General features: G+C 72.9%; 21 protein-coding genes and 1 pseudogene. 1 reads left to right on the top strand and 21 read right to left on the bottom strand.

The genetic code is table 11. The annotated features are described in order from the left end of the window. Nucleotides 1–177: 177 nt before the first annotated feature. The 5 genes from AB0J74_RS00190 to AB0J74_RS00170 all read right to left on the bottom strand — a co-directional run bounded on the left by AB0J74_RS00190 (nucleotide 178) and on the right by AB0J74_RS00170 (nucleotide 4,789). A complete protein-coding gene (locus AB0J74_RS00190) occupies nucleotides 178–1,590 on the bottom strand; it encodes an AAA family ATPase (protein ID WP_363442491.1) in 1,413 nt (470 codons plus the stop codon). A 157-nt stretch (nucleotides 1,591–1,747) separates the two neighbouring features. After that, entirely contained in the window at nucleotides 1,748–2,701 is a 954-nt protein-coding gene (locus AB0J74_RS00185) for a hypothetical protein (protein ID WP_363442488.1), read from the bottom strand. Between the two features lie 30 nt (nucleotides 2,702–2,731). Next, nucleotides 2,732–3,613: an RluA family pseudouridine synthase gene (locus AB0J74_RS00180; RefSeq protein ID WP_363443983.1), complete on the bottom strand. Its 882-nt coding sequence runs from the start codon at nucleotides 3,611–3,613 to the stop codon at nucleotides 2,732–2,734. 38 nt (nucleotides 3,614–3,651) lie between these two features. Beyond that, complete coding sequence (lspA, locus tag AB0J74_RS00175; protein ID WP_363442485.1) at nucleotides 3,652–4,227, bottom strand: signal peptidase II; 576 nt, start codon at nucleotides 4,225–4,227, stop codon at nucleotides 3,652–3,654. A 142-nt stretch (nucleotides 4,228–4,369) separates the two neighbouring features. Next, nucleotides 4,370–4,789 (bottom strand): TraR/DksA C4-type zinc finger protein, encoded by a 420-nt coding sequence (locus AB0J74_RS00170; protein WP_363442482.1) that lies wholly within the window; start codon nucleotides 4,787–4,789, stop codon nucleotides 4,370–4,372. Between AB0J74_RS00170 and AB0J74_RS00165 the strand changes: the two genes are divergently transcribed. After that, entirely contained in the window at nucleotides 4,770–6,647 is a 1,878-nt protein-coding gene (locus AB0J74_RS00165; RefSeq protein ID WP_363442479.1) for a hypothetical protein, read from the top strand. The genes AB0J74_RS00170 and AB0J74_RS00165 overlap by 20 nt on opposite strands. A gap of 39 nt (nucleotides 6,648–6,686) precedes the next feature. On the opposite strand, the gene AB0J74_RS00160 is transcribed toward AB0J74_RS00165, so the two are convergent. The 16 genes and pseudogenes from AB0J74_RS00160 to AB0J74_RS00085 all read right to left on the bottom strand — a co-directional run bounded on the left by AB0J74_RS00160 (nucleotide 6,687) and on the right by AB0J74_RS00085 (nucleotide 25,058). Further along, nucleotides 6,687–8,186, bottom strand: coding sequence for a potassium/proton antiporter (locus AB0J74_RS00160; protein ID WP_363442477.1), 1,500 nt, complete (start codon nucleotides 8,184–8,186; stop codon nucleotides 6,687–6,689). Next, nucleotides 8,183–8,494: a DUF167 domain-containing protein gene (locus AB0J74_RS00155; RefSeq protein WP_363442474.1), complete on the bottom strand. Its 312-nt coding sequence runs from the start codon at nucleotides 8,492–8,494 to the stop codon at nucleotides 8,183–8,185. The genes AB0J74_RS00160 and AB0J74_RS00155 overlap by 4 nt, the downstream gene beginning before the upstream one ends. 59 nt (nucleotides 8,495–8,553) lie before the next feature. Next, nucleotides 8,554–8,787 (bottom strand): annotated as a pseudogene (locus AB0J74_RS00150) (hypothetical protein); the annotation flags it as partial. A gap of 739 nt (nucleotides 8,788–9,526) precedes the next feature. After that, nucleotides 9,527–10,339 carry a DivIVA domain-containing protein gene (locus AB0J74_RS00145; RefSeq protein WP_116074811.1) on the bottom strand — a complete coding sequence of 271 codons (813 nt, stop codon included), beginning with the start codon at nucleotides 10,337–10,339 and terminating at the stop codon, nucleotides 9,527–9,529. A gap of 51 nt (nucleotides 10,340–10,390) precedes the next feature. Further along, the gene (locus AB0J74_RS00140; protein WP_363442472.1) at nucleotides 10,391–10,684 is read right to left on the bottom strand and encodes a YggT family protein; all 294 of its coding nucleotides are present in this window, start codon (nucleotides 10,682–10,684) and stop codon (nucleotides 10,391–10,393) included. 44 nt (nucleotides 10,685–10,728) lie between these two features. Then, nucleotides 10,729–11,469, bottom strand: a complete 741-nt coding sequence (gene sepF, locus AB0J74_RS00135; protein ID WP_363442469.1) for a cell division protein SepF — start codon at nucleotides 11,467–11,469, stop codon at nucleotides 10,729–10,731. A 204-nt stretch (nucleotides 11,470–11,673) separates the two neighbouring features. Then, on the bottom strand, nucleotides 11,674–12,381 hold the full coding sequence (locus AB0J74_RS00130; protein WP_363442466.1) for a YggS family pyridoxal phosphate-dependent enzyme: 708 nt from the start codon (nucleotides 12,379–12,381) through the stop codon (nucleotides 11,674–11,676). A gap of 71 nt (nucleotides 12,382–12,452) precedes the next feature. Further along, nucleotides 12,453–13,568, bottom strand: coding sequence for a cell division protein FtsZ (ftsZ, locus tag AB0J74_RS00125; RefSeq protein ID WP_363442463.1), 1,116 nt, complete (start codon nucleotides 13,566–13,568; stop codon nucleotides 12,453–12,455). A 190-nt stretch (nucleotides 13,569–13,758) separates the two neighbouring features. Beyond that, entirely contained in the window at nucleotides 13,759–14,544 is a 786-nt protein-coding gene (locus AB0J74_RS00120; protein ID WP_363442460.1) for an FtsQ-type POTRA domain-containing protein, read from the bottom strand. After that, the gene (murC, locus tag AB0J74_RS00115; RefSeq protein ID WP_363442457.1) at nucleotides 14,544–16,010 is read right to left on the bottom strand and encodes a UDP-N-acetylmuramate--L-alanine ligase; all 1,467 of its coding nucleotides are present in this window, start codon (nucleotides 16,008–16,010) and stop codon (nucleotides 14,544–14,546) included. Before murC ends, AB0J74_RS00120 begins: the two co-directional genes overlap by 1 nt. Nucleotides 16,011–16,035: 25 nt before the next feature. Next, nucleotides 16,036–17,145 (bottom strand): undecaprenyldiphospho-muramoylpentapeptide beta-N-acetylglucosaminyltransferase, encoded by a 1,110-nt coding sequence (murG, locus tag AB0J74_RS00110; protein WP_363442454.1) that lies wholly within the window; start codon nucleotides 17,143–17,145, stop codon nucleotides 16,036–16,038. After that, the gene (locus AB0J74_RS00105) at nucleotides 17,145–18,494 is read right to left on the bottom strand and encodes a putative peptidoglycan glycosyltransferase FtsW (RefSeq protein WP_363443980.1); all 1,350 of its coding nucleotides are present in this window, start codon (nucleotides 18,492–18,494) and stop codon (nucleotides 17,145–17,147) included. The genes murG and AB0J74_RS00105 overlap by 1 nt, the downstream gene beginning before the upstream one ends. Before the next feature lie 134 nt (nucleotides 18,495–18,628). Next, the gene (gene mraY, locus AB0J74_RS00100; protein ID WP_363442451.1) at nucleotides 18,629–19,765 is read right to left on the bottom strand and encodes a phospho-N-acetylmuramoyl-pentapeptide-transferase; all 1,137 of its coding nucleotides are present in this window, start codon (nucleotides 19,763–19,765) and stop codon (nucleotides 18,629–18,631) included. Then, complete coding sequence (gene murF, locus AB0J74_RS00095; protein WP_363442449.1) at nucleotides 19,762–21,150, bottom strand: UDP-N-acetylmuramoyl-tripeptide--D-alanyl-D-alanine ligase; 1,389 nt, start codon at nucleotides 21,148–21,150, stop codon at nucleotides 19,762–19,764. Before murF ends, mraY begins: the two co-directional genes overlap by 4 nt. Further along, entirely contained in the window at nucleotides 21,147–22,706 is a 1,560-nt protein-coding gene (locus AB0J74_RS00090; RefSeq protein WP_363443977.1) for a UDP-N-acetylmuramoyl-L-alanyl-D-glutamate--2,6-diaminopimelate ligase, read from the bottom strand. The genes murF and AB0J74_RS00090 overlap by 4 nt, the downstream gene beginning before the upstream one ends. A 12-nt stretch (nucleotides 22,707–22,718) precedes the next feature. Further along, complete coding sequence (locus AB0J74_RS00085; RefSeq protein WP_363442446.1) at nucleotides 22,719–25,058, bottom strand: penicillin-binding protein 2; 2,340 nt, start codon at nucleotides 25,056–25,058, stop codon at nucleotides 22,719–22,721.

Genomic DNA, 25,058 nt, shown 5'->3' with positions numbered 1-25,058 from the left:
GTCGCTCCCGCCGGGGATCGCTCCGCTTCGCTGCGCTTGCCAGGCCCGCGGCACACACCCCCCAAAACATCCTAGGACGAAAGCCATTCGGCCTCGCCGGCCAGAGTCGCAGGCCCGGGTCCGGTCGATGCCCGGCGTCGTGGGCGCGGGCACCATGGCACGCGGCGATCACGGGGGTCAGCGGGCGAAGGGCTCCAGCATGATGCTGGCCGCCTTGAGCCAGGCGTCTCTGGTCTCCGGCTGGAGCTGCTGGTATTCGATCGACGAGCCCGCCTCGAGGGCCGGGTCGTAGGGCACCACGGCGACCGCGCGGGTGCGGGTCGCGAAGTGGGCCGCGAAGTCGTCGAGCAGCGGCGACTTGCCCGGCGTCGGGCAGGACAGCAGCGTCACCGCGTTGGTGGCCAGGTCGCCCATGCCGACGTCGTAGAGCAGGTCGAGCATCCAGTCGGCGGTGAACGCGGCGTCTTCGCGCGGCACCGTGGTGATCACCAACTGGTCGGCCGCCTGCAGGACGGTCTGCCAGTTGGCGCTCTCCACGTTGTTGCCGGTGTCGACGCAGATCACGTCGTGGGTGCGGCGGAGCAACTCGAGCACCCGGCGGACCGTGTATTGGTCGAGCCGCTGCGCGAACCGCGGGCTCTCCTCGCCGGCCAGCACGTCGTAGGTGCCGTCGGAGGCGTGCCGCAGGTAGGCGTCGAGCGCCTCGGTCAGCGCGTACCCGTGTTGCGACTCGACCTCGGCCAGGTCGGCGATCAGGTGCCTGATCGTGCGGGCGTGCCGGGCGCTGCCGGCGCGCAGCCCGAGGGTGCCCCGCAGCTCGTTGTCGTCCCAGGCCAGCACGCCCTGCCCGCGGACGCTGCCGACGGTCGCGGCGGCCAGCACGGTCGCGGTGGTCTTGTGCACGCCGCCCTTGGGGTTGGCGAACGCCACCACCCGCGAGCCGCCGAGCTCGCGGCGCAGCACCCCGACGGCGCGCTCGACCTCGAGGTTGGCAGCGGCCGGCGCGCGCCACTCCAGGCCGCCCGGGTCGGGCGGCGCGGCGACCGGCGGCGGCTCGACCAGCCGCGGCTCGGCGCGGGCGAAGCCGTTGTAACCGCCGCCGGCGTAGCTCTCGGCGTAGTCGCCGCCGTCGAAGTTGTCGCCGGTGTAGCGGTCGTCGCCGTAGCCGGCACCCGCACCCGACCCGTAGGCGTAGTCGGGCTCGCGCTCGCCGCCGTAGTAGGCGCCGGAGCGGTAGGCGCCGGGCTCGTAGGGCTCCGGGGCAGGCGGCGGCGCGGGCGGAGGCACGAAGCTCTCCGGCACCGGCGGCGCGAAGGGCTCCGGCACCGGCGGCGGGAAGGTCTCCTCCGCGGGCGGGTAGCGCCGCTCCGGCGGGTAGGCAACCGGCGCGACCGCGCGGCCCTGGAACCCGTTGACCGGCGCGATCGGCTGCTCCTGACGCTCCGCCGGCGCCCGCGGCGCGGCAACTCTGGCTTCCCGGACTTCGCTGTTCTCACCGGTGCGGCCGCCGAGCAGCGCGCGGTCGAGGAGTGCTCGCCACCGTGGGGCCGGCTCAGCCGGTCGACCCCATCCGGTTTCGGTGCCCTCCACGCCTCGCCCTCCCGACGCGTACTCCCGCTCGACAGATCCGGCTACGACGCAACCCTATGCGGCCCACACCAGCACGCATATCCCCACTGTGCACATGGCACACCGTCAGACTGGTCCAACGTGCCGGACCGGTCACCGGATGTGGGCCACTCCACGATTACCCCGGCTCTGGTGAAACCGTCGGCGCGGCCTCCGTCGGCGCGGCGGTCGCGGGCTCGCCGGTCGGAGCGCCGGGCTCCGGCGACGGCGGACCGGGCTCGGGCGGTGCCGCCGACGGTGTCGGTTCCGGCGGCCGCGCGGTCGGCGTCGGACCGGCGCCGGCCGGGTCGGCGGCGGGGTGTGGTTCCGGCAGCGGCGGCAGGAACACCGCCCGGTCCAGTGCGCGCACCTCCGGCGCCGGGTCGACCGCGCGCACGCCGGGGCGGGCGGCCAGCCGTTTCAGGTCGGGCGCCCCCGCGCGCAGGACCGCCGCGTAGACACATGAGCAATGCGTACGGTAGGCCGTCGCCTCGGCGATCGCCACCTGCGCGGCTGTCTCGTACACGGGACGCAGTCGCTCTTCGTCCCTGGTGCCGGTGACCTCGGCGGCGCGCTCCTGGTAGTCGTGCGCCTCGCGCTCCTTGCGCTCGGCGAACAGCAGCATGCCGGCGACCACGTCGTCGGGCACCTGGTGCACCGGCATCCGGGCGATCTGGGTCTGCATGCCGGGCAGTGGCACCCGGGTGAACACCTCGGCGACCGGCGCGCCGCCCAGCACGGTGGGCAGCCGGTCGGGAGCGAGATAGGCGGAGAACATAACCAGGGCGTACGGCGGGCCGTCGCCGGACGCCTTCGCGGACAGCGCGTCGAGTTCGCGGCGGGACTCGGCGAGGTAGGTCGGCACCGACTCGCCGTCGGGCACACCGACCCGGACCACCTCGGTGTCGGTCGGCGTCTCCTTCGGCCGCTCGGCGACCCAGACCGCGGTCACCATCACGGCGGTGGCCGACGCCAGCGCCACCGCGGTGACCAGGCCGGTGTGGCCGGTCGGGCGGCGCAACCGGTCGAGCAGGCGACCCAGCGGCGGCACGAGCGTTTCGTCGAGTTTGCGGAGCAGGCCGTCGACGCGCACGATCACCCTCCCCCGCGATCCCCCGCGATCTCAGTCGCGCAGGATGTCCAGCGCGTGCTGCAGGTCGTCAGGGTAGCCGCTCTCGAAGAGCACCTCGTCGCCCGTGCCAGGGTGGACGAACGACAGCGCGCGGGCGTGCAGCCACTGGCGGGCGAGCCCGATGCGGGCGGAGAGCGTCGGGTCGGCGCCGTAGGTCAGGTCGCCCACGCAGGGGTGCCGCAGAGCCGAGAAATGCACGCGAATCTGGTGGGTACGGCCGGTCTCCAGGCGCACGTCGACCAGGCTCGCCGACGGGAACGCCTCGACCGTGTCGTAGTGGGTGACGCTCGGCTTGCCGCCGGAGACCACCGCCCAGCGGTAGTCGTGGTGCGGGTGCCGGTCGATCGGTGCGTCGATGGTCCCGCGGAGGGGATCGAGGTGGCCCTGCACGACGGCGCTGTAGCGCTTGTCGACCTCGCGTACCTTGAACGCCCGCTTCAGCGCCGTGTAGGCGCGCTCGCTCTTCGCCACCACCATCAGTCCGCTGGTGCCGACGTCGAGGCGGTGCACCACACCCTGCCGCTCGGCGGCGCCACTGGTGGAGATCCGGTGGCCGATCGCGGCCAGGCCGGCGACCACGGTCGGCCCGGTCCAGCCCGGGCTCGGGTGCGCGGCCACGCCGACCGGCTTGTCGACCACCACGATGTCGTCGTCGGCGTAGACGACGAGGAGCCCCGGAACCGCCTGCGGAACGACCACGTCGGTCGGTGCCTGCGGCTCGGGCAGCCGCACCTCGAGCCAGGCGCCGGCGGCGACCTTGTCGGACTTGGGCCGCGGCGTGCCGTCGACGACCGCGTCACCGGCCTCGACGATCGCGGCGGCGGCCGTGCGGGACAGCCCGAACAGCCGGGAGATGGCCTGGTCGAGGCGCATCCCGTCGAGCCCGTCGGGAACGGGCAGGGCGCGGGAGGTCACTTGTCGCCGGCCTTCGCCTTGCGCAGGGGTACGCGCGAGCCGTCGCGCTGGCGGCCGGTGAACTCCAGGATGATCGCGAGCACGACACCGCAGGTCAGCGCGCTGTCGGCGATGTTGAAGACGGCGAACTTCTCACCGTAGGGCGCGAACAGGCTGATCATGTCGACCACGTGGCCCTGGAACGGGCCCGGCGCCCGGAAGAGGCGGTCGACGACGTTGCCCAGCGCGCCGCCCGCGACCAGGCCGAGGGCTATCGCCCAGGGCATCGACCGCAGCTTGAACGCCATCCAGGTGATCCAGCCGACCACCCCGAGGGCGACCAGCGGGAAGATCCAGGTGTGGCCGCTGGCCAGGCTGAACGCGGCGCCGCCGTTGCGGATCAGGCTGAGGTAGACCGCACCGCCGAGGATCCGGACCGGGCCGCGCCCCGTGAGCTCTTCGAGGGCGAAGTGCTTGGTGATCTGGTCGAGCAGGATGATGAAGGCGGCGACGCCGACCAGGATCCAGACCGCCGTGGCCCGGGCACGCGTGGGCGGCGCCGGGGTTTCGTCCGCAGGCGTGGTCGCGGTCATCTGTCCCTCTTCGGCGGCGTTCAGCTCGGCCTGCTTCCTCGTCGGCTGGTCTCGCCGGGTGCCAGCTAAGGCAGTGCCCGGTCGGGCCGTTGTTCCACACGGCCCGGCCGGGCAACTCTACGCGAACGCCCGCGCGCCGCGGCTACCGGCGCTCCTCCAACTGCTTGCAGGTGACGCAGAGGGTCGCCGAGGGGAAGGCGGCCAGCCGCTCCACCGGGATGGGGTTGCCGCACCGCTCGCACCAGCCGTACCCACCCTCGTCGAGGCGTTCCAGCGCCCGTTCGACCTGGCTGATCCGGTCGAGGATGCTGTTGGCGAGGGAGATCTCCTGCTCGCGCTCGAAGGTCTTGGTGCCGGTGTCGGCCTGGTCGTCGCCCGCCGAGTCGGTGAACCGGTCGCGCTGCAAGACGGTGATCTCCGTCAGCGTCTGGCTGTGCTCGACCGTCAGTTCGTCCCGCCGTGACGAGAGGGCCGCACGGATCTTCTCCGTCTCCGCGGCGGACCGGGTGCCCTTCGGCGCCTTCCTGCTGGCGGCGGTCTTCGTGTCGGCTGGCTTCACCATGGCTTCTCCCTCAGCCGCGGCCCCCGCGGCGGTTTGTGCTGCCGCCGCGGAGGACGAACGCTTCCTCCGCGACGCGACCGGGTCGGCAGACCCGGTCTGGATCGAGGTGTCGGCTCCGGCCGGCGCGCCCGGCGCGCCCACCTCCGACCTGGTGGCGCGGGTCGACGACCCCGCCTTCGAGGCGGCCGGCTTTCGACCGGTCTGGCGCCCCGACGCCGGCGCCGCCGTTGGCGCGGCCTTCTTCCGTGCCGCCGCCGAGGCGGAGCCCCGCCGGCTGCTCTTCACGGCGGCCCCGGTCGCCGATTCAGTCCCGGCCACGGGACTGCCAGCCTTCTTGGCCGGCGCCTTCCGCGCTGGCGCGGCCTTCGCCGCCGCCTTCTTCGGAGGCGCGGCCTTCCTGGCAGCGGCCTTACCCGGCGCCGCCTTCTTCGCCGCCCCCGCCTTGGCTGGCGCACCCTTCGCGGGTGCACCGTTCGCGGGCGCACCCTCTGCGGCGCTCTCAGCGGGCGCGGCCTCAGCGGCACTCGCGGGGACGGCGGCGCCCTTCGCGGCGGCCGCCTTCGTCGCGGTCCTGGCAGGCGGCCCGGCCTTCGCGGCGGTTGCTTTCGCCGCGGTCTTGCCGGGCGCAGCCTCGGCAGCACTCTTCGCGGGCGCAGCCTTCGCCGCGCTCTTCACAGCCGCGGCCTTCTTCCCGCGCGCAGCCTTCGCCGCAGCCTTGCCAGGCCCAGCCTCGGCAGCGCTCGTCGCGGCCGCAGCCTTCGCCGCAGCCTTGCCAGGCCCAGCCTCGGCAGCGCTCGTCGCGGCCGCAGCCTTCGCCGCAGCCTTGCGAGGCGCAGCCTTCGCCGCAGCCTTGCGAGGCGCAGCCTTGGCTGCGCTCCTCGCCGGAGCGGTCTTGGCAGGCGCAGCCTCGGCAGCGCTCGCCGCGGGAGCCGCCTTCGCCTTGGCAGGCGCAGCCTTGGCTGCGCTCGTCGCAGCAGCAGTCTTGACAGGCGCAGCCTCGGCAGCAGTCTTGGCAGGCGCAACCTCGGCAGCGCTCTTCGCGGGAGCAGCCTTCGCCGCCTTCTTCGCAGCTGCGGCCTTCTTCCCAGGGGCGACCTTTGCCGGCGCGGCCTTCTTAGCCCGCCCGCCCCTGGCCGCACCCTCGGCCGGCTCGACCTCGGCTGGAGTCGCCTTCGCCGCCGCGGTCCCGGCGTCCGCGGTCGACCCGGCCTTCGCCGTGGTCTTGCGAGCGCCCGACCTGCGGCCGTTCGACGCCGCCGCGTCCACCGCGGTCTCGGTCTCCGGCGGCGGGGCCTTCTTGGCCGAACTCCGCTTGGCGCTGCCGGCCTTCTTGGCCGCGGCGGTCGAGGCCGCCTTGCGCCCCGATCCGGCCTGCGCCGCCACGACGTTCTTGCGGCCCGCGGCGGGTCGCCGAGCCGAACCGGACTCGGGCTCGATCCGCGCCGTGGTGACCACCTTGGCCGCGGTTTCGGCCGGCGCCGTCGCGGCGGACCTGTTGCGGCGCTCGCCGCCGGCCGCGCGCCGCGCGTTGGTGGCCGCACCAGCCCGCTTGGGCTTGCGGTTGGACGTGGTCGCGGTCTTCTCGACGGGACCGGCGGCGCGCCCGGCACGCCCGGTTTCGGCGCGGCGGCGGGTGCGGTCGCGGGTCGGGTCGGCGTTGGCCGCGGCGGCGCGCGCGCCCGGCGCGCCGGCTGCGGCCGGTGCTTTCCGGGTCATGCTCGCGCGGTCGGCCATCACGTTCCCCCACGTGCAAAACGGGCGCGCGGCGGGCCGCCGCGCACTCCGGAGGTTGGCAAGAATACGGAACGTGAAGACGTCCGACAACATGCCGCACCGATTCCGCCTGTTCCGCCACTGATTGGCCGGTAATCGGGGCAAAAGGAACCTTAACCGATGGTTAGCGCCTTTCCTCCCCGTACTCGGCAAACCAGCGGGCCAATCGTCCGCGGCGGCTCACCGCGCGCAGGCGGCGCTCGGCCACGTCGCGGACCGCCGCCGTCGCCACGATCAACATGCTGTCGCCGACCTTCAGGCGGAAGTCCGGGCCCGGCACGATGCCGGTGCCGTCGCGGAGCACCAGCGTCACCGACGCACCGACCGGCAGCCGCAACTCGTCGAGGTGCACCCCGGCCAGCATCGAACCCGGCGGCACCTCCAACTGGAGCAGGTCGGCGCCCATCCGCTCCAGCGGCGCCGTCTCCACCGACAGCTCGGCGGCCTCCCCCGGCGCCATCACCCGCAGCGCGCGGGCGACCGGCGCGATCGTCGTCGCCTGGAGCGCGGTGAAGATCAGCACGAGCACGAAGACCACGTCGAACAGGCGGGTCGCGCCGGGATAACCGGCCGACAGCGGGATGGTCGCCAGCACGACCGGCACCGCGCCGCGCAGGCCGGCCCAGGCCAGGAACGCCTGGGCGCGCAGCGGCACGCCGAACGGGATCGCCGACACCAGCACCGACAGCGGCCGGGCGAAGAAGACCAGCGCCACACCGACGACCAGCGCCGGGACCAGCACGTTGTCGAGGCGGCCGGGCGAGGCGAGCAGGCCGAGCAGCACGAACAGGCCGATCTGGGCGAGCCAGGCCAGGCCGTCGGCGAAACCCAGGATGGCCTGCCGGTGCGGCAGCCGCGCGTTGCCGAGCACCACGCCGGCCACATATACCGCCAGGAAGCCGGAGGCGTGCGCGACAGACCCGGCCGCGTAGGCGAGCACGGTCAGCCCGATCACCGCGATGGGATAGAGGCCCGAGGACGGCAGTGCCGCGCGGCGGAGCACCCAGCGGCCGCCGATACCGACCACGAAACCGATCGCCCCGCCGGCCACCAGCTCGTAGATGATCACGAGGACTTCCCACCACCACGGGTGCACGAACGGCCCGACCGTGGACAGCAGCACGACGACCAGCACGACCGGCGCGTCGTTCATGCCGGACTCGGCCTCGACGGTGGCCACCAGGCGCGCCGGCAGGCGGAGCTTGCGCAACGTCGCGAACACCGCCGCGGCGTCGGTCGACGCGACGACCGCGCCGTAGAGCAGGGACAACTGCCAACCCAGACCGAGCAGCAGGTGTACGGCGAGCCCGACCACCGCGATGCTCACCGCCACGCCGACCGTGGCCAGGGTCAGCGAGACACCGAGCACCGGGCGCAGCGTCGACCACCGCGCGGTCAGGCCGCCCTCGGCGATGATCACGATCAGGGCGGCGAAGCCGAGCGTGCGGGTCAGCGACACGTCTTCGAACTGGATGCCCAACCCGGACTCGCCGATCAGCAGGCCGAGGCCCAGGTAGACCAGGAGGCTGGGCAGGCCGAGCCGGGTCGAGAGCCGCACCGCGGCCACCGCCACGAGCAGCACCCCCGCCCCGAGGAGAAGGGCGAGGTTCAGATTCTCGGTCACGTCTCCGTCTGACGGAGCTGCGCTACCCGACCGAGCGCCGTGTCGCCGGGCGCGCCGTCGGGGAGGTCGACCGTGAAGAGCTTGTCGCGGCTGGCGGCGCCGGTCTTCAGCGACACCGCGCTGGCACGCACGCCGAGCGCCTGCGCCACCGCCCTGCGCGCCGCCTCGGTGGCCGCGCCGTCGACCGCGCGCGCCGTGACCGCCACGACCAGGGCCGGCCCATGCGGACCGTCGTGGCGTCCCCCGACCCGGGCACGCGAAGCGCCGGGCTTGACCCGGACGGCTAGCACGACAGACCTGCTGACCATGCCTCATTGTGCCAAGAAGGGCACCCGCGACGCGGGTGCCCTTCTCAGCTGCCTACTCGTCAGACCCGGCGCGCTCCCGCGAGCAGAGCGCTGTCGGGCTCGCAGAGGCTGCACGGCGTAAAACCGAGATCCGCCGCCTCGCTGACCGGCAACGGCTCGCTCTCGCGGCCGAGCAGGTGGACGCACCCCGAGATGTGGTATCGCGGGCGTCCGTCGATCACCAGGACCGGCGCGGACATCCGCGCGACCCGGGCCGCGTCCGCGGCCGAGACGAACTGGGCCGCCGGCTCGTCCGGTGGATCCTCGTCGTCGTCATCGTCATCGTCGTCGTCAAGCCCGGGTGGGGCGTAGGCCTGCTGCGGCGGGACCTGCTGCTGCTGGCCGGGCCATCCCGGTGGCGCCGGCTCGGCGCGGAGATCGGCGAAACCCCGGTCGTAGTGACCGGTCCGGTCGTCGACAAGGCCCCCCGGCTCGTCGACGGTCGATGTCGCCGCTCTGCGCCGACCGTATTCGGTGCCATCGCCCGACCGGTAGGTGCCCTGGTTGGGCACGCTCGGTGGAGCGACGGGATCCGCGACCGCGACAGACGTCTCGTCTGCCCCCCATGCGGTCGCCCGCCGGCGGCCGGGCTCGTTGCCCCGGACCGTCGAGCGGTGGTGGAACACTCTCGCGTCATCCTCGTCGCCGGCACGCGGAAAGCGCTCGTCATCGGTGTAGCTGGCCTGTGCGCGGGCGGCGGCGGCCTGGCGGGCGCCGACGACGAGCGCGACGGCGGCGAGCAGGCTCGCCGCGATCGACAGGACCAGCAACACGCTCGAACCACCTGCGAGTCCGAGCACGAGCAGCGTGACAGCACCGAGGATGAGCACCAAACTTGCAACGATCACGGCTCACCCCCGCCGCTTTCTGTATAGATGTCGTGGGTCCGGCGTGCGCCCGGGGGACCCGGGAACGCCGGAGACACGGCACCGTCCGGGGGACGCATGCCCGCCCCCGGTTGGGCTTACGGAACCGTCGTCGGTTCGAAGAGCCCTAGCGGCCGGCTTCGAGGGAGCCGGAGCGTCCCGCGCCGCCGTAGGAACCCGCGAGACCGGCGGTGGCCAGACCAGGAGCGCCGGACGCCACAGACCGATTGCCGTCGGTCCGGGTCATCTCGGCCTCGAGCCCCTGCCCACGACCGTCGAGGTCGCGGAGCTGGCTCTCCAGGTAGGCCTTGAGCCGGGTGCGGTATTCCCGCTCGAACTGCTTGAGCTCTTCGATGTGCTTCTGCAGTGCGGTGCGCTTGGCGTCGAGACCGCCCATGGCCTCTTGGTGCCGCTGCCGCGCGTCACGCTCGAGCGCGTCGGCCTTGGCCCGCGCCTCGCGAGTGACCTCTTCGGCCTTGGTGCGCGCGTCGGAGAGCAGCTTGTCGGCCTCGCGCCGGGCGTCGGACACGTGGTCGTCCGCCGTGCGCTGGGCCATCATCAGGACCCGGAGGGCCTGCTGCTCGCCATCGCCACCCACAACCGGGGCGCCCTGGGCGCGCATCTGCTCCAGCTCGCCCTGCATGGCGCGGGCGGCCTGCTCAGCGGCGGCCTTGTCACGCTGGATCCGGTCGAGCTGGGCCTTGAGGTCGTTGAGCTCCGCCGCCAGTCGCGGGTCGGCACCCGGGCCGGCTGGCGCGCCGCCTCGGGGTCCGCCACGCTCGACCTGGGCGCGCAGCTCGTTGTTTTCCTCGATCAGCCGGGCGAGCTCGCGCTCGACCTCATCGAGGAATGCGTCGACCTCCTCCTCGTCGTACCCCCGTTTGCCGATCGGGGGTTTCTTGAAGGCGACGTTGTGCACGTCGGCCGGGGTAAGCGGCATCGAAACTCCTCGGGTCAGTTGCGGCCGCGTAGCTCCTGGTCAGACACGGTGTCAGATCCAGGGCTCCACCACGAACGTCATCAGCACGAACAGAATAACCAAGAGCACAAGGGAGGCGAGGTCGATGCTGAGGTTACCGATCCGCAGTGGTGGGATCACACGCCTCAACGCCTTGAGGGGCGGATCGGTGACGCTCCACACCACTTCGAGTCCGGCGGCCGCACCTCGCCTTGGTTGCCAACGACGGCCGTATTGAAGCACCGCGCTCAATACGAATCGTGCGAGCAGAGTGATCAGGAAGAAGTACAACAGCAGGTAGAGAACCTGGAACAGAATCGACATCACGACTCGCAGGACCCTCCGTCTGGCCGACTCTGCCCTGCTCAGGGCTATGGCAGGGTGAAGAAACCGCCTTCAGCGATCTTCGCCTTGTCCTCGGCTGTGACCTGGACGTTGGCCGGTGAAAGCAGGAACACCCGGTTGGTGACGCGCTCGATGGTACCCCTCAGACCGAACGCCAACCCCGCCGCAAAATCCACCAGACGGCGGGCATCAGACTCATCCATTTCGGTGAGGTTGATGATCACCGGAACGCCGTCCCGGAAATGCTCACCGATGGTGCGGGCCTCGCGATAAGTGGTCGGGTGCAGCGTCGTGATCTGGTAACGCTGCTCGTCGTCGGCGACTACAGCGCGTTCGCGCAACTGCACCTGGGGTGCCAGGGCGAGGTTGTCGCGGGTGGGGTAACTCACCGGGCCCGGGCTCTCCGGAGCCGGCGACCGGGTGATCGAACGCACGCTGCTGGACCGCTCGAGCGCGCGCTCGGCGCGGGACTCACGGGCGTCGCGCGTCTCGGCCAGCTCCGCCTCGGCCGCCTCCAGGCGGCTCGGCGCGCGGTCGGTGTGCCGGGTCGACCGCGCCCGCGGCACCGCCGGCAGGTCGTCGGCCTCTTCTTCGTCATCGGCGAACTCGTCGGCGTACCGGCTGGACCGGTAGCGTGATTCGCGGTAGCCGGCATCACCGGACCGGCTTCCGCCGGACCGGCTCTCGTAGCCGTCGTCATAGCCCCGGTCGTCGTCTTCCTCTTCGACCAACCCGAGCCAGACGCCCGCCTTTCGCAACGCTCCCATGTGCCGCGCCCCTCCGTCCGCCGTGTGGCACGCGCCCCCCTGCTCGAGCCACTGTCACGCGCGTGGACTCCGCCTATGCATCGGCTCCAGGCCGACCCTCCTGCGCCGTCATCCTCCCGGTTGACGGCACGCCCCCCGGCGCTGCGAAGGTCGGCTTGGAAACAACACCGATGTAGTTTGGTGTCCGCCGCCAGGCTACCCCAGCTAGTGACGCTTACCGAGCAACGCGCTACCGATACGCACATGTGTCGCGCCGTATGAAACGGCGCTTTCCAGGTCATCGGACATTCCCGCCGACAGGACCGTGGCTGTCGGATGATCGACATGGAACGCCGCCGCGATCTCGGCCAGCCGGGAGAACGCTTTCTCCGGCGGCTCACCCAGCGGCGCGACCGCCATCAGCCCGGCCAGCCGCAACGCCTCGGCCCCGGCGACCGCCGCCGCCGTGGCGTCGAGACCGCGGTCGGCGTCGGCGTCGCCCGGCAGCGCGCCGCCCCGCTCCGGGTCGCGGTCGAGGCTCACCTGGATCAGCACGTCGACGACCCGGTCGTGCCCGGCGGCGCCCCGATCGAGAGCGGCGGCCAGCCGGACGCTGTCGACGGAGTGCACCACATCGGCGTACGCCGTGACAGACCTGGCCTTGTTGCGCTGGAGTTGGCCCACGAAGTGCCACCGGACCCGGTCGCCGAGCTCGGCGGCCTTGGGCGCCGCCTCCTGGTCGCGGTTCTCGCCGATGTCGGTGACGCCGAGGTCGGCGAGCAGCGCGACGTCGCTGGCCGGGTAGGTCTTGGTGACCGCGACCAGGGTGACATCGTCGGTGCGCCCAGCGGCCGAGCGGGCGGCGTCGATCCGGGCGCGGACCCGCGCCAGGTTGGCCGCCAACTCGGCGCGCCGGGTGTCATCGCTACTCACCCGAACAGGCTATTAGGAGCCGTGCCCTGCCTCTGGCGGTGCCTGGTCCTCCGGACGGCACAGCTCAAGGCCTAGGAACCGTTCTTGAGAAAGTCCGGCACGTCGACGTCGTCGAAGAGCACCCGGCGGGACGGCTGGGTGGGCGTCACCGGCGGCGACACGGTCTCGGTGACCGTGCTGGTCACCACCGGCTGCGGCTGGCTGGCCTTGCGCACCTGCTCGGCCGGCTTGTAGGCGGGCGTGCCGCCGTCGAAGCCCGCCGCGATGACGGTGACCCGCACCTCGTCGCCGAGTGCGTCGTCGATGACCGCACCGAAGATGATGTTGGCGTCGGGGTGGGCCGCGTCGGTGACCAGCTGCGCCGCGTCGTTGATCTCGAACAGGCCGAGGTCGGAACCGCCGGCGATGGAGAGCAGCACGCCGCGCGCGCCGTCCATGCTCTGCTCGAGCAGCGGGCTGGAGATGGCGGCCTCGGCGGCCTCGACCGCGCGATTGTCGCCGCGGGCGCTGCCGATGCCCATCAGCGCGCTGCCGGCGCCGCTCATCACGCTCTTCACGTCGGCGAAGTCGAGGTTGATCAGGCCGGGCGTGGTGATCAGGTCGGTGATCCCCTGGACACCGGAGAGCAGCACCTGGTCGGCCTGGCGGAACGCGTCCATCATGCTGATGCCGCGGTCACCGAGCGCCAGTAGCCGGTCGTTGGGAATCACGATCAGCGTGTCGCACTGGTTACGCAGCTCGTCGATGCCGGACTCGGCCTGCACCTGGCGGCGCTTGCCCTCGAAGGAGAAGGGCCGGGTCACCACGCCGATGGTCAGCGCGCCGAGCTTGCGGGCGATGTTGGCGACGACGGGCGCGCCGCCGGTGCCGGTGCCGCCGCCCTCGCCGCAGGTCACGAACACCATGTCGGCGCCCTTGAGCACCTCTTCGATCTCGTCGCGGTGGTCTTCGGCCGCGCTCTTGCCGACGTCGGGGTTGGCGCCGGCGCCGAGGCCCCGGGTCAACTCGCGGCCGACGTCGAGCTTGACGTCGGCGTCGCTCATCAGCAGCGCCTGCGCGTCGGTGTTGATGGCGATGAACTCGACGCCCTTGAGGCCGACCTCGATCATCCGGTTGACGGCGTTGACGCCACCGCCACCGATGCCGACGACCTTGATGACCGCCAGGTAGTTGTGCGGAGGTGTCATGTGGGGTGCCTTCCCTTCCCGTGTGCGGCCGGACGCGGCATGCCGCCGCTACGCGAAGGGCAAGGGAGGAAACCCTCACCCTCTACTAGAGGCTTAGAGTTATGTCAACTGCTCGGCCTCTGGGGCAACGTAAGCGGGACACGACCGTGATCCAAGGACCAGCTACGGCGTGTCGCCACGCGGTATTTCTTCAGCGGATCGTGACGACCTCGGGATCGCTGACGTCAATCGTCTTTCCGTCGCGTTGAAGCAACGCCGTGGTCACCGTCGCCTTGTCGGCGTTGCGGCTCGCGTCGCCCCAGACGACGGTGCGCCCACCCGACAAACGCAGGCTGATCTGGGCCGGACCGGCCACGCTCAGGTCGACCAACTGGCGCCGGGTGGCCGGCGACAGCGCGGCGATGACGGCGACCGCGCCCTTGGCGGCGTCGGGATGGTGGCGCGGGTCGGCCAGGCGCACCAGCGGCAGGTGTGCGGGCCGGCGGGTGAGCTCCTGGAACACCACTCCGAATCGGTCGACCACCAGGAACGTCCTGCCCTGCGGGATGACCGCCTCGGCGGTGCGTTCGACCACCACGATGCTCAGCCCGTCGGGCCAGTCGCGGGTGACCGTCGCCTTCTCCACGGCCGGCAGCGCGCCGACCCGGGCGGCGACCGCGTCGAGGTCGAGCCCGGCCAGCGGCGTGCCGGTGCGGACGGCCGCCGCCTCGCGCACCTCGCCGGGGCTGACCAGCGAGGCGCCGTCGACCGTGACCGCGCGGACGCCGAGCAGGCTGGAGCCGAAGATCGCCCAGGCCAGCAGGCCGAGCACGGCGAGGCTGCCGGCGCCGACCGCCCACGGCAGCGCCGCCCTCAGCCGCCGGCGCCGGGCCCGCCGCATGAACCGGCGCACCGACGAGGGCATCGCGTCGCTGCCGGCGCGGACCAGGGTCCAGCGGCGCCGCTCGGGCGCGCCGCCGCCGGGCCGGACGGTCATCAGCCGGCGACCGGCGACACCGAACCGCCCACGGCCGGGTCGGCCGCCGTCAGTGCGGCCAGCAGCTCGTCGCCGAGCAGCGAGCTGGGCGGTGCGCCCATCGTCACGACCAGGTCGCCGGGGTGCGCCCGGCGGACCACCTCGGCCGGCACCGCGTCCCAGTCGGGCACGAACACCTTGTGCGCGGCCGGCAGGTCGATCGCCGCGGTCAGCGCGACGCCGCCCTCGCCCGGGCCGCGGGTCTCACCCGGGCCGAAGACCTCCAGGATGATCGCCTCGTCGGCCAGCCCGAGCGCGGCGGCCAGCTCGGCCTCCATGTCGCGGGTGCGGTAGACCCGGTAGGGCTGGAAGACCACCACGAGCCGGCCACCGGAGGCCACCTCGCGCAGCGTCTCCAGGGCGGCGGTGACCGAGACCGGGTGGTACGCGTACTCGTCGTAGACCACGACGCCGTTGGCGACGCCCTTGCGCTCGAACCGGCGGCGTACGCCGGGGAAGACGGCCAGCGCCTCCACCGTGTCGCGCAGCGGCACGCCCAGCTCGACCGCGGCCAGCACGGCGGCGGCGCTGTTGAGCCCGAAGTGCCCGCCGGGCACCGGCAGCCGGATCTCGCCGGCGTCCTGGCCGCGCAGGGCGGCCCGGTAGCGCACGCCGAGCACCGACGAGGAGATGTCGGACAGCCGCAGGTCGGCGTCGGCGGCGGTGCCGTAGGTGAGCACCGTGCGCCCCTCGGCCCGCAGCGTCTCGGCCAGCCGCCGGGTGCCGTCGTTGTCGGCGCAGGTGACGATGAAGCCGGCCGGGTCGGTCAGCCGGGCGTACTCCAGGAAGGCCGCCTCGAGCCCGGCCAGGTCGCCGTAGGTGTTGAGGTGGTCGGCGTCGATGTTGGTGATGATCGAGACGAACGGCCGGTAGAGCAGGAAGGAGCGGTCGCTCTCGTCGGCCTCGGCCACGAACAGGTCGCCGCTGCCGTGGTGGGCGTTGGAGCCGACCTCGGAGATCTCGCCGCCGATCACGAACGACGGGTCGAACCCGGCGTGCTGGAGGATCAGCGTGATCATCGAGGTGGTGGTGGTCTTGCCGTGGGTGCCGGCCACCGCGACCGTGCGCCGCCCGGTCATCGCCGCGGCCAGCGCCTCGGAGCGGTGCATGATCCGCAGCCCGCGCCGGCGCGCCTCCTCGAGCTCGAGGTGGTCCTGCGGGATGGCCGTCGAGTAGACCACGGTGTCGACCCCGTCGAGGTTTGCGGGCACGTGCTGCATGTGGATGGTGCCGCCCAGGGCACGCAGACCGGCCAGCGCCGGCCACTCCCGCAGCTCGCTGCCGGACGTCGGGATCCCCCGGGTCAGCAGCAGCCGGGCCAGGCCGCTCATGCCGACACCGCCCACGCCGATCAGGTGCACCTTGCCCAGGTCTTCGGCGGCCAGGATGCCGGCCGGGGTGAAGTCCGCGATGTTGAGCCCTGCCACCGTGCCTCGCTCTCGTCAGTGCTTCTCAGCCGTGCGTCGCCGCTTCGTAAACGAAGTCGAGCAGTGCCTCGTCACCGTCGCGCCGGCCGTAGCCCGCCGCGGCGTGGCCCATCGCGGCCAACCGGTGCCGGTCGTGCAGCAGCGGGATGACGGTGCGCTCGACCCACGCCGGGGTCATCTCACCGTCTTCGACCAGCAGCCCGCCGCCCGCGTCGACCACCGGCTGCGCATTGCGGCTCTGCTCCTGGTTGCTGTAGGGGTAGGGCACGTAGATAGTCGGCAGGCCGATCGCGCAGACCTCGGCGACGGTCATCGCGCCGCCCCGGCTCAGCATCAGGTCGGCGGCCGCGTACCCCAGCTCCATCTCGCTCAGGTAGGGCACGGTCACGTAGGGCACCGGCAGGTCGTTGGGCACGGAGACCGGCTCGTTGCGGGCGCCGATCACGTGCAGCACCTGCACCCCGGCCCGGGACAGCTCCTTGGCGGCACCGGCGACGGCGAGGTTGATCGAGCGGGCGCCCTGCGAACCGCCGGAGACGAACAGCACCGGCAGGTCGGGCCGCAGGCCGAAGCGGGCCCGGGCGGCGGCCGAGGCGGCCCGGCGGTCGAGGTGGGCGATCGAGGCGCGCAGCGGCACGCCGACCACCCGGGCGTCCTTCAGCGAGTCGGCCTGCCGCGGCTGGTGCGGGAAGCCGACCGCGACGTGCTTGGTGAACCGCATGCCCATCCGGTTGGCGACCCCCGGCGGCACGTTGACCTCGTGGATCACGATCGGCAGCTCGCGGCGCCACGCGGCCAGGTAGCCGGGCACCGAGACGTAGCCGCCGAACCCCACCACCACGTCGGCGCGGACCTCGTCGAGCACCTTGCCGGCCGCGCGGGAGGAGGTCAACATCCGGTCGGGAGTACGCAGCAGCGCCATGTTGATCGACCGGGGCAGCTGGAACGCCGGGATCTGCCGCAGGTCGTAGCCGTGCGGCGGGATGAGCTCGTTCTCCAGGCCCTTCGGGGTGCCCAGGCAGGTGATCCGGACCGATGGATCGTGCCGCCGGAGACAGTCGGCGAAGGCGAGCAACGGGTAGATGTGCCCACCCGTCCCTCCGCCAGCCAGCACGACCGACCGCAGCGGACCCATCACCGTCTCCTCTCGCCGCTCACGCCTGCGCGTTCCCGCGTGGCACGACCGGCGGCGGGCGCCGCCGGACGGCTGGCCGCCGGAGTCTGAGGCAACGGAGGCAGCGGGGCCCAGAGTAGCCGGACCCACCGGGCCGGCGGGCGGGCATGGAGGGCACGGGCGGCGTCGGGTTCGGCCCGGGCGAACGACGCCAGGATGCCGACACCGGCCAGGTTCGCCACCAGCGCGCTGCCGCCGTCGGAGATGAACGGCAGCGGCACGCCGGTGATCGGGATCAGGCCGACCACGCCACCGATGTTGATCAGCGCCTGTGCGACCAGCCAGGTGGTGATCGCGGCCGCGACGAGGCGGCGGAACGGGTCGCCGATCCGGCGGGCGATCCGCAGGCCGGTGTAGGCGATGACGCCGAACAGGGCGAGCACCACCACGCAGCCGATCACGCCGAGCTCTTCGGCGATGACGGCGAAGATGAAGTCGTTGTCGGCCGCCGGCAGCCAGTTCCATTTGAGCCGGCCCTCACCAAGCCCGACACCGAACCAGCCGCCGTTGTCGATCGCGTAGCGAGCCTGGATGCCCTGGTAGCAGCCGCTGTCGGCGCAGTCCGCGGGCGGGTTGAAGAAGGTCAGCAGCCGCGCGAAGCGGTAGTTGCCGCCTTCCCCCTCCGAGCCGGTGCCGGACGCCGCCGCGATCAGCCCACCGATGCCGACCAAACCGACCACTGAGAGGTTGGCGAAGACCCGCATCCGCACGCCCGCCGCCCACAGCAGGCCGACCACGATGGCCAGCAGGATCAGCATGGTGCCCAGGTCTTCGTAGCCGACGAGCAGGAACAGCAACGCGACCACCGGGAACAGCGGCATGGCCAGCTCGCGCCAGTGGTTGAGCGCCGGACCCTTGCGGGCGATCACGCCGGCCGCCCATAGGATCAGGCCGAGCTTGAGGAACTCCGAGGGCTGCACCTGGAACGAGCCGATGTGCAGCCAGAGCTTGAGCTTGTCGTTCTGGATCGGGCCGAGGTGCACCACGTCGACTTTTCGGATCGCGGCCAGCGCGTTGAGCCCGTTGAGGAACAGCAGCAGCGCGATGGAGACGCCCAGCACCGGGCGGGCCAGCGCCCGGAAGGTGCCGGCCGGCAGCCGCTGGCAGATCCAGAACACGACCAGCCCGACCAGCGCGAACAGGCCCTGCTTGCCCAGCGCGGCGAACGCGTTGCCGTCGTCGGCGATGTCGCGCGGGCCGGTCGCCGAGAAGACCATGGTGAGACCGATGACCAGCAGCAGCCCGGAACTGGAGATCAGCAGGTAGTAGGACGCCAGCGGACGGCCGAGCAGCCCGCGCAGCGCCGCCACCGCCAGCCCGCCGTCGAACGGCGAGCGGCGCGCCCGCGCGCCCTTGGCCGGTTTCGCTTCCTCCCCCACCGGCCTATCATCGACGCTCGCCGCGCCCACACACCGGAGAAAACCTCGGCGTGTCGGTTAAACCCTCAGGTGACGGCGGCCAGGAAGTCGCTGTAGAAGAGGCCGAGGGCCATCGCGACGCCGATGCCGGCGATGATCCAGAAGCGGACCACGATGTTGACCTCGCTCCACCCGGCGAGTTCGAAGTGGTGTTGCAGTGGCGACATCCGGAACACCCGTTTGCCCGTGGTCCGGAACGAGATGACCTGGATGACCACCGACATCGTGATGATCACGAAGAGCCCGCCGATGATCGGCAGCAGCAGCACCGTGCGGGTCGACATCGCCATGCCGGCGATCAGGCCGCCCAGGGCCAGCGCGCCGGTGTCACCCATGAAGATCCGCGCCGGGGACGTGTTCCACCACAGGAAGCCGACACAGGCCCCGGCCGCGGCGCCGGCTATCAGGGCTATCTCGAGCGGATCGCGTACGGCGTAGCAGTAGGTGTTGGCACCGGCCTTGACGTAGCTCGGGTCGGCGCACCAGTGGCGGTACTGCCAGAACGCGATCAGCGCGTACGCGCCGAGCACCATCGTCGAGGCGCCGGTCGCGAGGCCGTCGAGGCCGTCGGTCAGGTTGACCCCGTTGGTCGCGCTGAGCACCACGGCCACGAACAGGATGACCGAGCCCACCTTGCCGATGTCGAGCCAGCTCACCTCGCGGATGAACGAGATCGCGGTGCTGCCGACGGTCTCCGAGTTGGTGCGGCCGCCGGTGCTGTCGAGCATGGTGCTCGGGAAGTAGAGCGCGATGACGCCGAAGGTGGCGCCGACCAGGAGTTGGCCGAGCAGCTTGCCGCGCTTGTTGAGGCCGCCGCTGTGCCGCCGGCGCACCTTCAGGAAGTCGTCGATGAAGCCGACCGCGCCGCAGAACACCAGCAGGCCGAGCAGCACCAGCGCGGTGATCGTGGGGCCGACCTGGAAGATCTGCTGGCTGGGCAGCGTGGTCAGGGCGATGTGGCCGGCCACGTACGCGATGATCGTGGCCACGATGAAGACCACGCCGCCCATCGTCGGCGTCCCCTTCTTGCCCATGTGCATCTGCGGGCCGTCGGCGCGGATCGGCTGGCCGGCCTTGAGCCGGGTGAACACCTTGATCGCGAGCGGCGTGCCGAACAGCGAGACGAGGAACGCCACCGCCATCGCGACGATGACCGCCCTCACGCGGCGTGCCCGTCTGCGCGCAGAGCGTCAGCCACGTCCCAGGTGCGGTAGCGCGAGCCCTTGACCAGCACCACGTCGCCCGGCCGCAACTCGGCGTGGAGCGCGTCGATCGCCGCCGCCTGGTCGCCCACCACCACCGACCTACCTTCCCAGCCCGGATGGGCGATCGCGCCGTCGTGGATCGGCCCGGCCGCGTCGCCGACGACGACCAGCCGGTCGACGCCCAGCTCCGCGGCGAGCCGCCCGACCTCTTCGTGGCCGGACCGTTCGAACTCGCCGAGCTCGGCCATGTAGCCGAGCACCGCGACGGTACGCCGCCCCGCGCCGACCGCCGCGAGCGCCCGCAGGGCCGCCGAGGCCGATGCCGGGTTGGCGTTGTAGGAGTCGTCGATGACCGTCACCCCGTCGGGGCGGTCGAACAGGTCCATCCGGCGGGCCGAACGCAGCTCCAGCTCGCCCAGCGCCTCGCCCAGCTCGCGCAGCGGCATGCCGAGCTCGCGGGCCACCGCGGCGGCGGCGAGGCTGTTGGCCACCTGGTGCCGGCCGGAGACCCGCAGCCGGACCGGCACGCTGCCCCGGGCCACCCGCAGCGTGTAGGACGCCCGGCCGCGCTCGTCGAGGGTCACCTCGTCGGCGCGCACGTCGGCGTCCGCCGACTCGCCGAACAGCACGACCTTGCCGCGGGTGCGCACCGCCATCTTGCGGACCCACTCGTCGTCGGCGTTGAGGACCGCGACCCCGTCCACGGGTACGGCCTCGGGCAGCTCGCCCTTCGCGGCGGCGATGCCCTCGACCGAGCCGAACTCGCCGATGTGCGCGACGCCCACGTTGAGCACCACACCGACCCGGGGCCGGGCGATGCCGGCGAGGTAGCTGATGTGCCCGGCACCCCGGGCGCCCATCTCCAGCACCAGGAAGCGCGTCGCCTCGTCGGACCGCAGCACCGTGTGCGGATAGCCCAGCTCGTTGTTGAGGCTGCCGGCCGGTGCCACCGTCGGGCCGAGCCTGGCCGCGAGCTGGGCCACCAGGTCCTTGGTGGTGGTCTTCCCGGACGAACCGGTCAGCCCGATCACCGACAGGTCGGGCAGCCGGGAGACGACCACCCGGGCCAGCGCGGCCAGCGCGGCCAGCGGGTCGTCGACCAGCACCATCGGCACGCCCTCGACCGGCCGGCTGCCGAGCACCGCGGTCGCGCCGGCGGCCACCGCGGCCGCGGCGAACTCGTGGCCGTCGACCTTCTCGCCGGGGAACGCGACGAACAGCCCGCCCGGCCCGACCTTGCGCGAGTCGTACTCGACGTCGCCGGTCAGCACCGCCGCGGGGTCGGCGCCGGCCAGCCGGCCGCCGACCGCCGCCGCGACCTCGTCGAGGCGCATTTTGATCATCGCTGGCCCACCAGGTGGCCGAACCGGGCCCGCAGTGCCGCCGCGAGCTCGACCCGGTCGTCGAACGGGTGCGTCACGCCGGCCACCTCCTGCCCTCGTTCGTGCCCCTTGCCGAGCACCGCGATCACGTCGTCGTCACCGGCCCGGCGGACCGCCTCGTCGATCGCCGCCCGCCGGCCGCCGGTGACCTCCTCGACCACCGCCGGCCCGGTCGCGCCGGCCAGCACCTCGGCCCGGATCGCCGCCGGGTCCTCGGTGCGCGGGTTGTCCTCGGTGACCAGCACCAGGTCGGCGCCCTGCGCGGCGGCGGCACCCATCAGCGGGCGCTTGCCCCGGTCGCGGTCGCCGCCCGCGCCGATCACGCAGATCAGCCGCCCGCCCCGGGAGGTGGCCCGGGCCCGCAGGGCGCGCAGCGCCGCCACGATCGCGTCGGGCTTGTGCGCGTAGTCGACCACGCCCAGCACCGGGCCGGGCGCGCTGACCACCTCGAGCCGGCCGGGCACCCCGGCGCAGTCGGCGACGCCCCGCGCCGCCGTCGCCGGGTCGACCCCGACGGCGACCAGCGACGCGATCGCCAGCAGCGCGTTGGCCACGTTGTGCAGCCCGGGCAGCGCGACCCCGGCGTCGACCAGGACACCGTCGGGGCCGTGCGCGGCGAACGCCTGGCCGTAGCCGGCGTCGGCGACGGCGTCGGCCCACCAGGTCGCGGCGCGGTCGCCGGCGGCCGAGTAGGTGACCGTCGCGGGCTTGCGCAGCGGCTCGAGGGCCGGGTCGTCGAGGTTGAGGATCTCGACCCGGCAGCGCCCGTCGAAGAGCTTGGCCTTGGCCGCGAAGTAGTCGTCGCGGTCGGCGTGGAAGTCGAGGTGGTCCTGGCCGAAGTTGGTGTAGCCGCCGACCGCGAAGTGCACCCCGCCGACCCGGCCCATCGCCAGGGCGTGGCTGGAGACCTCCATGACCACGGCCGTGACCCCGCGCTCGCGGGCGGCGGCGAGCAGCGCGTGCAGGTCGGTGGCCTCGGGGGTGGTGCGCACGCTGTCGACCACGAAGTCGCCGAGGCGGGTCTCCACGGTGCCGATCAGCCCCGTGACGTGACCGGCGGCGCGCAGCCCGGACTCGACCAGGTAGGCGGTCGAGGTCTTGCCGGCGGTGCCGGTGATGCCGATGACCACCAGGCCGGCCGTCGGGTCGCCGTAGACGGCCGCGGCGACCGGGCCGAGCGCCTCGCGCGGGTCGTCGACCACGATCGCGGGCAGCCCCGCCGCGGCGGCGGCCGGTGCGCCGGCCGGGTCTGTCAGCACCGCGACCGCGCCGGCCGCGGCGACGGCCGGGATGAACTCGGCACCGTGCCGGCGGGCGCCGGGCAGCGCCGCGTAGAGGTCACCGGGGCGCACCTCGCCACTCGCGTGGGTGATCCCGGTCACCGGGGCGTCGGGCGTGGGCACACCCGCTCCGACCAGGGTCGCCAGGTCAGCGAGCCGGACGGGAACGACGGCGCGGGGGCGCGGATTGCCGGGCACGGCGTCAGACCCTACCCGGTCCGTGCCCGGCTTCCGCATACCCACGCTGATCTACGGGAAGGCGACGTAATTGGGTGCGGGCTTGGTGCTCGGCGGCACCCGGTAGTGCTGCAGCGTGTACTGCATCATCTCGCGGAACGCCGGCCCGGTGACGTCGCCGCCGCCCCCGCCCGGTGTGTACGCGAACACCGCCACCACATACCGCGGCGCCTCGGCCGGTGCCATGCCGATGAACGACGCCACGTCGCCGGGCGCGTACTCACCGTCAACCACCCGCTTGCCGGTGCCCGTCTTGCCGGCCACCCGGTAGCCCTTGATCCGGCCGTTGAGGCCGGTCGCGTGCGGGATCGTGGTGACCGCCTCCATCAGGTTGCGCAGCTGCGCGGCGTGCTCCGGGCTGATCACCTGGTGGCTCTGCGGCGCGGGCGGCGCCACGTGTGTGCCGTCGGCGTTCACCGTGTCCTTGATCAGGTGTGGTTGGACCCAGGTGCCGCCGTTGGCGATCGCCGCGTAGACGGCGGCCATCTGCAGCGGGGTCACGTCGACGCTGTGTCCGATCGGGATCGAGCCGGGCGACGAGCCGTTCCACTCGTCCGGCGGCAGCACGTGACCGGTCGCCTCGCCCGGCATGCCCTCCCCGGTCGCCTTGCCGAGGCCGAACTTGAGCTGGTAGTCGTACACCTTCTGCGGTCCGAGCCTGTCGGCGATCTTGATCGTCGTGACGTTCGACGAGAACGCCAGCGCGCCCGCCATCGACAATTTCCGGCCGTCGGCCTTGTGGGTGTCCTCGTAGGTGACGCCGGCCTTGGTGATCGTCGACGCGGTCGGCCACACCGTCTTCGGCGTGATCACGCCCTCCTCCAGGCCGGCCCCGAAGATGATCGCCTTGTGCACCGAGCCCGGGTCGACGACGAACGAGGTCGCCGCGTCCTCCCGGTCGATCGGCGGATAGTCCTCCCAGTCGGCCGCGTTGTAGGTCGGCTGGCTGGCCTGGGCCAGCACCTCACCGGTCTTGACGTCGAGCACGACGGCCGCGGCGACGCTGGCCCTGTGCTCCTTGGCGTTGGCGCTCAGCGACCGCTGGATCTCGTACTGCAGGTCGCGGTCGATGGTCAGGGTCAGCGAACTGCCCGGCTTGGCCGGCACCACCTGGCTGTAGCCGCCCGGGATCGGCGCGTTGAGGTCGTTCTTGCCGTATTCGAACCGGTGCTTGCCGTTGGTGCCGCGCAGCACGTCGTCGTAGCGCGCCTCGAGCCCCTCGAGGCCCGTCATGTCTTCACTGGTGATGCCGATCAGGTTGGCGGCCAGGTCGGCGCCGGGGATCTCCCGCCGCTCGTCGTGGTCGATCCCGATGCCCAGGATGTTGAGCGCCATCACCTGGTTGGCCTTCTCGATCGGCACACCGCGGGCCAGCCACTCGAACCGCGACGGGGTGCCGCCGGGCAGGTTGCGCTTGGCCATCCGGGCTTCCAGGTCGGAGCGGGCCACGCCGAGCAGGGGCGACAGCTTGGCCGCCGCGTCCTTCGGGTCCTTGACCAGCGTCGGGTCGGCGAAGACGTAGCGGGCCTCGACGCTGTGCGTCAGCGGCACGCCCGACCGGTCGTAGATGCCACCCCGGGACGCGAAGAGCGTGACGGTACGCAGGCGGTCGTTGACGCCGCCGTCGGCGTACGCCGGGGTCGGCAGCATCTGCAGCGTGACCAACCGGATGCCGATGCAGGCGAACATGGCCAGCGCCAGGAACGCGCCGAGCCGCAGCCGGCGGTTGGGGTCGGCCAGCTTGGTCCGCGGCCGCGGCTTGCGGCGCAGCGGGCGCGGCGCGGTCGGCCGGCCCTTCCCGGCGCCGGAGGACCGGGCCTGCCCGGCGCCGGACCGCGCCTGACCGCCGGACCGGGCCTGACCGCCACCGCCGGACCGGGCCTGACCGCCGCCGGACCGGGCCGGTGCGCCGGCGGACCGGGTGGATGACCCGGTGGACCGGCCGCTGGTCGACGTGGTGGCGGAGCGACTTCCGGTCGGTGCGTCGGTGGTCTTCGTGGGCGTGCGGCGGCGCGGCGGGGTGTCCGCGTCGTCGTCGCGCGGTGACCGTGGGCGGCCCGGTGCCGCCGTCTTCTTCTTCGCCGCCGTGCCCGCCGTCGCGGCGGCCGTGCGGGAGGTGCGCGGTTCGTCGGCCCGGCCGCCGTCGACCACCCGCAACAGGGGCGGTGCCTGCTCCGGGGTCTCCCGGGCCCGCCCGCGCGCCTGCTCGCGCACCGTCCGGCCGCGCGGCGTGTAGGCCTGCGCCTCGAAGATCCCGCCCCGACCGCTGCGGGCCGGGGCGGAACCGTCGTCGGTGGACGGGCGACCGGTGCGGGGCGGGGTCCGCCGGGGGTCCGGCGTCCGCGGCGGCAT

Source organism: Asanoa sp. NPDC049573 (genome assembly GCF_040676615.1).
GTDB lineage: Bacteria > Actinomycetota > Actinomycetes > Mycobacteriales > Micromonosporaceae > Asanoa.
Note: the sequence above shows the minus strand (reverse complement) of the source record. Positions and strands in the feature narration are given on the sequence as shown.

Coding starts and splice junctions, on each gene's coding strand:
- AB0J74_RS00145 (WP_116074811.1), bottom strand. CDS start 10,339: ATGCCGCTTACCCCGGCCGACGTGCACAACGTCGCCTTCAAGAAACCC.
- AB0J74_RS00170 (WP_363442482.1), bottom strand. CDS start 4,789: ATGGTGAAGCCAGCCGACACGAAGACCGCCGCCAGCAGGAAGGCGCCG.
- AB0J74_RS00120 (WP_363442460.1), bottom strand. CDS start 14,544: ATGACCGTCCGGCCCGGCGGCGGCGCGCCCGAGCGGCGCCGCTGGACC.
- sepF (WP_363442469.1), bottom strand. CDS start 11,469: ATGGGAGCGTTGCGAAAGGCGGGCGTCTGGCTCGGGTTGGTCGAAGAG.
- AB0J74_RS00090 (WP_363443977.1), bottom strand. CDS start 22,706: ATGCGGAAGCCGGGCACGGACCGGGTAGGGTCTGACGCCGTGCCCGGC.
- lspA (WP_363442485.1), bottom strand. CDS start 4,227: ATGACCGCGACCACGCCTGCGGACGAAACCCCGGCGCCGCCCACGCGT.
- ftsZ (WP_363442463.1), bottom strand. CDS start 13,568: ATGACACCTCCGCACAACTACCTGGCGGTCATCAAGGTCGTCGGCATC.
- AB0J74_RS00085 (WP_363442446.1), bottom strand. CDS start 25,058: ATGCCGCCGCGGACGCCGGACCCCCGGCGGACCCCGCCCCGCACCGGT.
- AB0J74_RS00180 (WP_363443983.1), bottom strand. CDS start 3,613: ATGCGCCTCGACCAGGCCATCTCCCGGCTGTTCGGGCTGTCCCGCACG.
- murF (WP_363442449.1), bottom strand. CDS start 21,150: ATGATCAAAATGCGCCTCGACGAGGTCGCGGCGGCGGTCGGCGGCCGG.
- murG (WP_363442454.1), bottom strand. CDS start 17,145: ATGGGTCCGCTGCGGTCGGTCGTGCTGGCTGGCGGAGGGACGGGTGGG.
- AB0J74_RS00155 (WP_363442474.1), bottom strand. CDS start 8,494: ATGGTCAGCAGGTCTGTCGTGCTAGCCGTCCGGGTCAAGCCCGGCGCT.